Origin of the sequence: Sandaracinobacteroides hominis (assembly GCF_016464365.1) — a bacterium.
GTDB classification, from domain to species: domain Bacteria; phylum Pseudomonadota; class Alphaproteobacteria; order Sphingomonadales; family Sphingomonadaceae; genus Sandaracinobacteroides; species Sandaracinobacteroides hominis.
On record NZ_JADCUC010000016.1, the window covers coordinates 1 to 9536 of the forward strand.

Consider the following 9536-nt stretch of genomic DNA (forward strand, 5'->3'; position numbering starts at 1 on the left):
CCAGCGTCACCGCGCCGTTGTGGATCGTCGAGCCGGTCCCGGTCTGGCTCTTGCTGCCTCCGCCGCCATAGCTCGCCGCACCGGTCACGGTCAGAACACCAGCGCCTGATAAGGTGCCGCCAGTCTGCACCAACGACGCCAGGGTCGAGGCGCCGTTCAGCGTCAGCGTTCCGTTTTGCAGGCGGGTTGCCTTGGTATTCACATAGGCATTGTTGATCGTGAGCTGCCCGCCGGTCACCGCCAGATCTTCCTGGCTGGTCAGCGAATTTACGTTGACTGTGCCAGAGCGGAAGCTGATCGTGCGGACGGTCGCCCCGCCCACATCCAGCACCACATCGTCGCCCGCGCCTGGAAAACCGCTATTCCAGTTGGCCAGCACGTCCCAGTAACCGTCCGCATCCGGAAGCCAGTAGATGGTGGCGGCCCGCGCCGGCACAACAGGCGCAAGAATCAGGGAAAGGGCGATGGCCAGCGAAGAGGCTGACCTGACGGACCTGTGGCGGATAGGCGAAATCAACCCCTGCATCGAACAAACCCCCGTTCGCTTCGATTCGCGTGTTACGCCGGTGGAGGATGCCCTTGGTATTCTTCGTGCTGAATAATCCATCTGCACTATGCGCGACGAAATTCCTTTGTTTTCGGCCAAAGTTCTCGGATTTGAGTTCCCGCAGTGGAGGATGCCAGCTGTCAGGTGCATTTCCGATATCTCATTTCAGCGACATTCTTGCGCATGAAAATATGCTGGGGTGAGAATCAGGAAGAAATGCGATAGAGAACATATCTGACCTGTGCGTTCCTAACTCTTTTGGAAGAGGGGTCGATATTCAATGTCTCTGGATTCCGGAATTTCATCTCTGATCTACAGAATTTATGCCGGTCAGCATGATGACGAAATTCTGGATTCCGCTATGGACGAAATTGTTGCGATAACTTCAAGCAATTTCATAATGTTGGCTGCACTTGATAATGAATTCGGCGCCTTTTCGAAAATTCGTTATTGCGGAAACATATCCGGCAAACTGTTGAGCGGTTTCAAAGAATATGAAGAGGAGTTCGCTCGGATCGATCCAACCATAGCGTACACCCTCAGCCATCCGAAACAGCGATATGCTGACACCCGCGCCATCCTTGGGGAGGATTTTGCAGCCAATTCCTATACCCGCTGGAGTCGCGATGCACTTATGTCGGAGGTCTGGCATCTCTTCTACACCGAGCCGCAGGCCGATCTGGTGCTCGGGATGGCGTTGCACCCCGGTGTTCATCATGAGGGCCTGACAGATGGCAATGTCGCTCTGTCCCGGCTGCTGTTCGACCATATGGAGCATGCCACCCGGCTGGCGGCGCGGCCACCGGATTTCTTTGGGGAGCGGGATGCCATCATCGCGCTCGACAACCGGGGGCGGGCGCTCATGCTAAGCCCGCGCGCGGAACGATATCTTGCGCAGAATGATGGCCTTGAGCTGGTGGGAGGCTTTCTGCGTGGCAAACCGCAACATCGCCTCGACGGGCTCATCCGGACTGCACTGAAGGGTACGCTGCCTGCAGGGGGGGCTTCCGGTGATGCTGTCAGTATCGGCCGCGCGTCAGGCAAACGGCCTTGGGCAATCACCGCCTCTCCGCTGCCCGGCAGTGCGGCCTTCTTCGCATGTTTCGGTGCCGCCGCGCTGCTTCATATAGTCGATCCCGAGGAGAAAGGCCCACCAGAAGCGGCTGTCCGCTGGGCCAATCTCTACGGCTTCACCCCCGCGGAAATCCGCATCGCAAAAGCCCTGCTGGACGGCGAGGGAAATCTCCGCATCATCGCGGATCGGCTGACCATCGCGCATGCAACGGCGCGGGTACAACTCGCCAGCCTGTTCGAGAAAGCCGATGTGCGTAGCCAATCCCAACTGGTGCGCCTGCTGACACGAACGGGAGGATAGGGCGGCAATGGCGGGGCTTTCAACGCCAACTCTTCCTTTGTCGCACTCTCACACGCCTTCATTGTCTCGCCCCCATCCGCTAATTTGCGTCACATGCTTCGCATAGGAATTATTCCGCATCTGAGATGCGAGATAATTCTTGCAGTGTTCGGCCGGATGATGGAATTATCGCGCATCTGATATACGGGATATTCTAATGACCATCCATCTGGTTGGCGAGACCATCGATGCGAAGCGCGCGCACCAACGGGCGCAGGCGGGAGAACTCGTCCAGCTCATCCGGGGCATCTATGTCGACCGGCAGGTCGATGCCGATGCCGCCATTCTGGGGCATGCTGTCCGCATCGCCCACTATCTCTATCCCAACGCCTATCTGTCGTCGGCGAGCGCGTCGCTTCTCGCGCCGACGCCGGACGGGCGGCTGTTTATCAGCGGTCGCCGCAACCAGCGGACCCGGTTGCGCAGCCTGGAGATCGTCCAGAACGAAGCGCCCCCTCACCCCTCGACGGCGGTCGCGATGGTTGGCGATGATCTGGGCGAACTCCGCATCAACGTGTCGTCTCCACGACAGCGATTCCTAGAAGCTTTTCGCCTGCGCAGCGAACATGCCAGCGCGATCACGGCGCAGATGCGTGTGCAGATGGCCGCGCGCTTGGTCGAAGAGCACGGCACGCCGAAGCAGGCGGCCGATGCAGTCTGGGCACTGGCGCGCGAGAATGGCTGGTATCGAGAGGGTGAAGGGGCCGAACGCTTTCTTCTGGTGCAGCCGGGAGCGGCCAAGGTGCCCGCCAACAAGGCCGCGCTCGATCTGCTGATTGCCTGGCATGGCGAGCCTCTGGGTCGCCTGATGCATGATGGCTTTGAGTGGCGCTGGAAGCCGGCCCGGCGCTCAGGCCCGGCCCTGGTCCGCGAGACCACACCGGGCAAACTCCCGGCCTTTATCGAATCGCTGCTGCCGGAAGGCTGGCTGGCACAGGTGCTGCATGAGCGCGACGACCGCGAGGCGCTGAAGCGCGGGCGGCGCTACATGTCCAATGTCACCGTGGTTGAGGCGCGCGATGAACTGGCAGGCCTGCCGGCGGATATCCTGACGACCAGACTGGCGGGTTTCGTCGAGGGGGGGCGCTTCACCGGCCGCTATGAGGGGCCGACGCGCGGTGTGATCGAGGAGAGTTTCGAGCAGAACCTCGCGCGCATCTTCGCACGTGCAGAGACCCCGCGCTTGTCAGGCGTGCAGATCAAGGCACCAATGCACCTTGCGGCCGATGGCGTTCTCTTGCCGGCAATCCACCTGCCATTCACGCATATTCTGAAGCCTGCAGGGGCTGCCGGCTTCGAGATGCTGCCAATCGTCGAGTGGCTCTGTCTGGAACTGGGTCGCGCCGCCGGCTTCGCCGTGCCAGAGATCGCGCTGACGCCGATGCCGGATGGCATGTCGCCCGCGCTTGTTGTTGAGCGCTTCGATATTCGTCATGGCCCGGACGACCAACGACGGCTTGCGTTGGAGGACTTCTGTTCCGTCCTCGATCTCCCGGCTTCCGCGAAATATGACGGCACGATCGAGCGCATGGCGCGCGGATTGCGGCCGCTCTCCACCGATCCTGCAGCAGATCTCGAGATCCTGTTCCGCCGCGCAGTGTTTGCCTGGCTGATCGCCGATGGCGATATGCACCTGAAGAACCTCGCGCTGCTCAAGGTCGCCGAGCCGGGTGCGAAGGCGTTCACCTCGGTTCGGTTCGCGCCACTCTATGACGCGGTTACGACGCGGGTCTTCCCGGGCCTGGGCGGAGACCGCATGGCGCTGAAGCTCAACGGTAAGGATGATCGCCTGACACGGGGGGATTTCCTGGCAGCAGCACGCACCATCGGTCTGGCCGAGGGTAAGGCAGACGAGGCGATGACCGAACTCGTTGAACGGGTCGCGGCAGCCGCGCCCGTCCTACGTCTGCCCGCGTTCGCGGCGGAGCTGGAGGGTGTGCGGACAGTTCGGGACAAGATGACGATGCTTATCGCAGATCGCTGCGCCGGGTTAGGGATCAAACCATAAACGGACGATGCAAACGAGACCGCACCCGCCAAAACGCAGGATCATGACATCGGGTGCTGGCGGCCTGCCAGCAGGCCGAGAGGAGAGAGGGAGCTTCGTGGCTCGACCAATCCGGCTTGCCGATATAGCGAATGGCGGTTTCGGAGGTGATAGAAAGTCAGATCGCCTCATACATCCGTCTTCAACTGCAGGCTTAGGAGCATGGAACCGCGATCCGCCAGGTCTTCCTGCAGCCCGATCAGAAAAGCGCAACGCAGGTCTGGCGACAGGTCGCCGACCAGTTGCGCACCCGTTGGCCCAAGCTCGGCGCCTGCATGGACGAGGCCGAAACCGACGTGCTCGCCTACACCGGCTTCCCCACCCAGCACCGCACGAAGTTACACTCAACCAATCCGCTCGAGCGGCTCAACAAGGAGGTCAAGCGCCGCGCCGACGTCGTCGGAATCTTCCCGAACGAAGACAGCATCATCCGCCTCGTCGGGGCTGTGCTGATGGAGCGGAACGACGAGTGGCAGCTCCAGCACCGATACATGCAGATCGAAGGCATGGCCGAACTCAACCAACCCATGATCGAGGAGGAAAATCAGCCCCTACACATCACCGCCAAAGCCGCCTGACGATGGCCCACGGCCACAGCCGAAATTACACCACCTTGACGGACGCGACCGATGCAGCTATTGAGAGGGCCTCGGAAATCACCAGCTGCAATGGGGTAAATAATGATTGGCATTCTGAACCCGACACTTGCCGGAACGATGGTTCTCGCCTTGTCGTCTGTTTCTGCGCCGGCAGTTGCTGCCCCGAGCGCACAAGACGCTGTTACAGCGATGAAAGAGTTGAACCTGATTGTTCTTGGCGATGTCAGCATGTCGCAGGAAGTTGAAGGCAAGAGCTTCATCGGCGGCAATGTGACTGGCGGGGGCCAGTTTGGTACCGGTAACGCCTATCGCGGCGGTGTGCAGGGCCAGACCGAAGGCGGCCGCGCGACCGTGACCATCGGTGGCGACGCCATCGGCAACTTCCGTCTCGACAATGGCCTGGTTTCCGGCGGCAGCAATCCCGCCGCAACCAATCCGGGCCTGGTCATTGGCGGAAGCACTGGCGGCTGGGATCTGAACGCTGCGGGCGCCACCTATAATGTTGGCGGCAACGTGACCGGCAACACCAATGCGAAGCCCGGCGTTTACAATGTTGGCGGCAATGTTTCCGGCTTCAACACCGTGTCTGGCGTGACGGTGAATGCTGGCGGCACGGTTTCCGGGAACCTGAATGGCAGCCCCACCATCAACGCCGGCCTTGGGCTTGGCTGGAACGCGGCGAGCACCAGCGGCGCGGTGGCGACGGAACTGGCCAAGATCGATGCAGACGTGAAGGCGCTGTCCACGGCGCTTCGCGACCTTTCATTGGTCAGCAACCCCAGCTTCATCACGGTTGGCGGCCAGGGGCCGACGTTCAACGCCGTGGACGGTGGCGCCGGCTATGCGCTGTTCAACATCACCGCCGCCGATTTCGGGCCGGAGATCAATTTCAACTCCAGCACCAGCTCGCCGATCATCATCAACGTGGGCGGCTCCAGCATCAACTGGCTGTCCAACCCCGTTGGCAATTACACGGCTGCGCTGAATCGCCAGATCATCTGGAACTTCTATGAAGCGACCGACATCTTCGTTGAGCGCATCATCTATGGCTCGGTGCTGGCGCCTTATGCTCACATCACCAACACCACGCCGATCGAAGGATCGGTTGTGGCCAAGAGCCTGACGATGAACGGTGAAATCCACCTCGGCACCTTCAATGGCGCAACGCCGTTCATCGGCGAGATCGATCCGCCGGCGCCGGCGGTGCCGGAGCCTGCGAGCTGGGCGATGCTGATTGCCGGTTTCGGCATGGTGGGCGCCGCTGTGCGCCGCCGCAAGGCGGTTTCCGCCTGACAGGAATCGGCATGCGCATTGCCGCATTGCTGAATTAACGATTTCGTGCCAATTTCTCCTCCGCTGCCTACCGCAGCGGGGGAGATTTTGCATGAACAGGATGCTGTCCATTCACGTCCTGGCAGGGGCAGTTGCGGTCCCGCTGCTTGCGTTTGCCGGGCCGGCCGCGGCTCTCACACCGTCGCAATTCGTGGTGTTCGGCGACAGTTTCGTCGATGCCGGCGTGGTGTGGGAATTCACCGGGCGTGTGCAACCCGATGCGGCGCTTGGCTTCTGGCAGGGGCGCTTCTCCGACGGGCCGACCTGGGTGGATTATCTGGGCTATGCAAACCTCGGCGCGCCAACGGCGAACTTCTATGCCGGAAATCCGGCGGGCACCGTCCCCGGCGCTCCGGGATTTTCGTTCACGCCGGGCGCAACCAATTTCGCCGTGGGCGGCGCGCGGGCATCCGGTGACGCGGGCATGATTCCGGGGCTGCCAACGCAGGTCAGTCTCTACTCCGCCTATCTTGCCGCCACCGGACAATTGCCCGATATCAACACGCTGTTCATTCTGAACTTTGGCAATAATGATGTCAGCGCCATTCAGGCAGCAGTCGGCAATCCGGCGCTTCAGGCGCAGATCGCCACTGCCTATGTCACCAACATGGTCAACACAGTGGTTGGCCTTGCGGGCTTCGGCGCGCAGCATATTCTGGTGGCCGGCGTTCCCGAGACGATTTGCTCCGATAATCTGAAGGCGATCGTGCTTCGCAACAAACGGGGTGGTGAACCGGAAATCAATCCTGCGTTCCTTGCCTTTGCGGACTATTACGGGACACGCGTGACACCCGCCCGTGTTCGCCGGCCGAAAGACAAGGCGGCCGTAGAGGTCGCGGTTAACCGACATTCCCCAAGTGGCCTGCCGCTTGACTTCAAGATCGCCTGATTTTGCTCGCTGGGCAAGCGTTTTTCGCCCCGAGCGGTGTCTGTCGTCGCGCAAACGGCCGAAGTCGGGTGGATCAAGCCTCGAACCCGCAGCATTCTGGCCCGGCAGAGCCGCTTTTCCGCGCGGCAGACGGACCTGTCCTGCCGCTTTCGTTCAGCTTGGGCATGGATCGTGGTCATGCGCATGACGGAGGCGTTCGAAGACGGCGGATGGCGGCAAGGACGGCCCGCACCATCGGGCCGGTGACGGCGACCTCGGCCAACTGGAAGGTAATGGCGCGGGCGTGGCGGACGACGCGGGCGCCGATCTTGATCAGCTTGAGTTGCAGGCTGGTCAACGACCAGTCCGCCATGGCCTCGGGCAGTTCGATGCAGCGCAGGAAGGTTGCCAGGTTGTAGGCCAGCGCGTGCAGTTGCAGCCGCACCTCGTTGTGCCGGAACTTCCGGCATGACAGCCGCGTCCAGCGAAAGGCATATTTGCCTTCCTTGATGTGCTGCTCTGCGGTGCCGCGCTGGTTGTAGAACCTCACCACCCAGTCTGGCTCCATCGGCAGGTTGGTGACGATGAAGCCGACTTTGGGGAACAGCTCGCCCGGATGCCATTCGATCTTGGCGATGACGCGGCGCGGCTTGTCCCAGGACGCCGCCTGATACTCGAAGTCCTCGAAGAACCGTTTGACCTTGGTCAGCGAAGGCCGTCCCACGGGCCGTGTCAGCCGATGCGCGATCTTCTCGCGCAAGACGGCGTTGGCGGGCAGACGGATGGCGTAGAAGAACCTGGCTTCTTCCAGCCGCATATAGATCGCGGGGATCGCGTAGGCAGCGTCGGCCCGGAAGAAGCGTCCACCAAGGTCGGGGCCAGCATATCGGGCAATGACGGGATCAAGGACATCCCGCCAGCCATCGGCGCTGTGGACATTGCCGTTACGCAGGGCGCAGCGCTCCAGCATGCCAAACTGGTTGAACAAGAAGATGGGGTGATAGCAGGTACAGTCGAAATGCCCGTTCCAGGCAGCACCTTCCTGATCGCCGTGGGTGGGGCTGACCGAGCTGTCCATGTCCAGCACGATGTATTTCAACCCGTTGCGGTCATGAAACCGGTCGATCCATTGGCCGTTCAGATCGGCCAGCGCCGCCCGGTTCGCGGCCAGAGCCAGCGTCTCGGTCTCGAACCGTCCCATCTGCGATGCCGAAGCAGCTTGCGCCTCGACGGCCCTGCCGCCAACGACCTGACGCATCACGGGATCGAGGGCCAAGCGGTCGGCATCGTTCACATCCTCGTATCCGGCCAGTCGTCCGAACACCGATTGCCGGAACAATCCGTCAAGCCGATGGAGCGTGTTCTTCCCGGTGCGGCTGTCTCGCAGCGCCTCCGACGCCAGATTGGACAGGCCGAGCACGTCATCAAGCTCGCGCATCACCAGCAGGCCACCGTCTGAACTGATCTGCGCACCACGGAACTCCAGACGCACACGGCGGTCGAAATCAACCCGATCTCCCCGCGCCAAGCCCGCACCCTCCAGGTGATCCATGAAACGCGCCCCTCGCAGCCGTCAACGCCATGATTTATATGCGAAATATCACGATTACGACAGCGAAATCAGCGACTTACTTGGAGAATGTGGGTGGAATAGAATGTACGAACGAGAAAGCGCTCATTGGCGGCACGAGTTCTCTGAAGGCGAAAAATATTTCCTCTACTCTGGAACGCGGTGCTCCTAGTGGGAAATTTGGTGGGAACAACTTAGAAGTGTCGGATCAACATATTGAATATAATTTGCAAATCTACCTAATTCGAATCCCTCCCTCTCCGCCAACCGCCTTGTCTCAAGGCGCCTCACGTCGCCTCATCCTGCCTTGAAGCCTTTGGAAGGCCTTGCATAAATTCGAAGACCGGCGCCTGATGCCGCCTCGTGCTGCCCAGCCTTGCCTCATGCGAGCAATGGGAGAACCGGTGGTAAAGGATCGGCCTGTGGTAAAATTGGCCGCTCGGGAGATCGGCTCGCTATCCCAGCCTGGTCGCTATACGGATGGCGATGGCTTGGTGCTTTTCATCGATTCCAGTGGCCGGAAGTACTGGCAGTTTCGATTCACGCTCGATGGAAAACGCAAAGACCTGTCATTTGGGCCAGAGCGGCATCTGTCGCTTTGCGATGCACGGGAGGCCGCCCCGGCGTACAAGGCGCAGGTCACTCGACGCAATGGGTTGCCGCTTCTGTCGGTAGACGATGCAAGCGTCAACGACCCATCCAAGACCACGGTGTTGTCGCTCCGCTTTGCGCGAGGCCAGAAAGCCCGATATGGCTGACTACAGCGAAAGGCGCTGGCTTCCCGTTGACACGCTTCTTGGACCGGAAGCGTCTGCAGCGACTGATATCGCCTTGGCGCCGCTGGCAATTCTGGCGCGACGCATTCGGCGGACCACTGCTTGGGGCGTCGCCGCGATGCTCACAGCAGGTGTTTGATCCCATGGTTTGATGGTGCGATCCTTTCGTTGGAATGGAAGGAAGCCGTATGGGACAGGTACGTCATGTGTGCGCCACGACCACGCACGCCGTCCGAGCAGCAATACAGCGATCGCGAGCTTCGCTCGCGACGCTGAGCCGGGAGCTGGGGATCAACCCGAAGACGGTCGCGAAGTGGCGTAAAAGGGCGACGGTCGAGGACCTGAAGACCGGGCCGAAGGCCCCTCATTCCTCCACTCTGTCC

Annotated in this window: 8 protein-coding genes and 2 pseudogenes; 8 read left to right on the plus strand and 2 right to left on the minus strand. The window is 61.0% G+C overall.

Annotation, left to right across the window (positions count from 1 at the left end):
- On the minus strand, window positions 1-436 hold a 436-nt coding region (locus IM784_RS16810; protein ID WP_199556501.1), incomplete at its 3' end, for a hypothetical protein.
- A 28-nt stretch (window positions 437-464) separates the two neighbouring features.
- On the opposite strand from IM784_RS16810, the gene IM784_RS16815 reads away from it, so the two are divergent.
- The 6 genes and pseudogenes from IM784_RS16815 to IM784_RS16840 all read left to right on the plus strand — a co-directional run bounded on the left by IM784_RS16815 (window position 465) and on the right by IM784_RS16840 (window position 6828).
- A complete protein-coding gene (locus tag IM784_RS16815) occupies window positions 465-602 on the plus strand; it encodes a hypothetical protein (protein ID WP_199556502.1) in 138 nt (45 codons plus the stop codon).
- A gap of 225 nt (window positions 603-827) precedes the next feature.
- On the plus strand, window positions 828-1922 hold the full coding sequence (locus IM784_RS16820; RefSeq protein WP_199556503.1) for a helix-turn-helix transcriptional regulator: 1095 nt from the start codon (window positions 828-830) through the stop codon (window positions 1920-1922).
- A 196-nt stretch (window positions 1923-2118) separates the two neighbouring features.
- On the plus strand, window positions 2119-3969 hold the full coding sequence (locus IM784_RS16825; protein ID WP_199556504.1) for a HipA domain-containing protein: 1851 nt from the start codon (window positions 2119-2121) through the stop codon (window positions 3967-3969).
- Window positions 3970-4178: 209 nt separating this feature from the next.
- Window positions 4179-4586: pseudogene (locus IM784_RS16830) on the plus strand (transposase); the annotation flags it as partial.
- Window positions 4587-4796: 210 nt separating this feature from the next.
- Window positions 4797-5900, plus strand: a complete 1104-nt coding sequence (locus IM784_RS16835; protein ID WP_199556505.1) for a collagen-binding domain-containing protein — start codon at window positions 4797-4799, stop codon at window positions 5898-5900.
- Window positions 5842-6828: an SGNH/GDSL hydrolase family protein gene (locus tag IM784_RS16840; RefSeq protein WP_199556506.1), complete on the plus strand. Its 987-nt coding sequence runs from the start codon at window positions 5842-5844 to the stop codon at window positions 6826-6828. The genes IM784_RS16835 and IM784_RS16840 overlap by 59 nt, the downstream gene beginning before the upstream one ends.
- 175 nt (window positions 6829-7003) lie before the next feature.
- Here the strand turns inward: IM784_RS16840 and IM784_RS16845 are convergent, their stop codons facing one another.
- Window positions 7004-8359, minus strand: a complete 1356-nt coding sequence (locus tag IM784_RS16845) for an IS1380-like element ISPme1 family transposase (protein WP_199556507.1) — start codon at window positions 8357-8359, stop codon at window positions 7004-7006.
- 440 nt (window positions 8360-8799) lie between these two features.
- Between IM784_RS16845 and IM784_RS16850 the strand changes: the two genes are divergently transcribed.
- On the plus strand, window positions 8800-9135 hold the full coding sequence (locus IM784_RS16850; protein ID WP_199556508.1) for an Arm DNA-binding domain-containing protein: 336 nt from the start codon (window positions 8800-8802) through the stop codon (window positions 9133-9135).
- Between the two features lie 206 nt (window positions 9136-9341).
- Window positions 9342-9536, plus strand: a pseudogene (locus IM784_RS16920) (IS481 family transposase); the annotation flags it as partial.

Coding starts and splice junctions, on each gene's coding strand:
- IM784_RS16815 (WP_199556502.1), top strand. CDS start 465: ATGGCCAGCGAAGAGGCTGACCTGACGGACCTGTGGCGGATAGGCGAA.
- IM784_RS16820 (WP_199556503.1), top strand. CDS start 828: ATGTCTCTGGATTCCGGAATTTCATCTCTGATCTACAGAATTTATGCC.
- IM784_RS16825 (WP_199556504.1), top strand. CDS start 2,119: ATGACCATCCATCTGGTTGGCGAGACCATCGATGCGAAGCGCGCGCAC.
- IM784_RS16835 (WP_199556505.1), top strand. CDS start 4,797: ATGAAAGAGTTGAACCTGATTGTTCTTGGCGATGTCAGCATGTCGCAG.
- IM784_RS16845 (WP_199556507.1), bottom strand. CDS start 8,359: ATGGATCACCTGGAGGGTGCGGGCTTGGCGCGGGGAGATCGGGTTGAT.